The sequence below is a fragment of the Pseudomonas sp. AMR01 genome (assembly GCF_041946035.1).
Lineage (GTDB): Bacteria > Pseudomonadota > Gammaproteobacteria > Pseudomonadales > Pseudomonadaceae > Aquipseudomonas > Aquipseudomonas antarctica_B.
This window is the reverse complement of sequence record NZ_JAUTYR010000173.1, coordinates 1-532: the sequence shown is the minus strand read 5'-3', so window position 1 is coordinate 532 and position 532 is coordinate 1. Positions and strand designations below refer to the sequence as shown.

The 532-nt window shown below is 60.0% G+C and carries 1 protein-coding gene; it reads left to right on the top strand.

Features of this window, described 5'->3' with window-relative positions; all coding sequences use genetic code 11:
* Positions 1–451: VOC family protein (locus Q7C20_RS27100; protein WP_375071228.1), on the top strand; the 451-nt coding region annotated here is incomplete at its 5' end.
* Positions 452–532 lie beyond the last annotated feature (81 nt).

Below are 532 nucleotides of genomic sequence, written 5' to 3'. Positions count from 1 at the left end.
CGACGAGGGGCATCTGTATTTTGATCCCGGCGATGGTCGCTTGATCACGATCTTTACCAATGAGACCCGCAAACGCGTGCATAACCGCACGCCGATGGACCCCGGCTGCGTGCATCATCTGGCGTTTGAGGTGGACAGGGCGATGTTCGATCAGATCATCGAACGGCTGGAAGCGCGCGGTATTGGACATTCGGGCGTGAAGGATCGGGGGTTCATGCATTCGATCTATTTCAAAGATCCGCTGGGGCTGTTGATCGAACTGGCCTGCTATACCTTCATCCCGCCGCGTGGGTCGAGCCATGCAGAGGTGATGCTAGAAGCGCATAAGCTGCGGGTGGCCGCGGGGGATAATCATATCCAGCGGCAGCATTTGGCGGACGCGACGGTGAAGATTGTCGAGCGCGGTCAGGCGTCGCTGAGTGAGGATCGTGGGGCGAAGAACCCGTATTGAGGGGCGCGGCGCAAGACAAGCCGCGGGCGCTGACCCTCTTTCCCGACGGTTTCCCATGTCACTGGCCCCGGAATCAAGCCG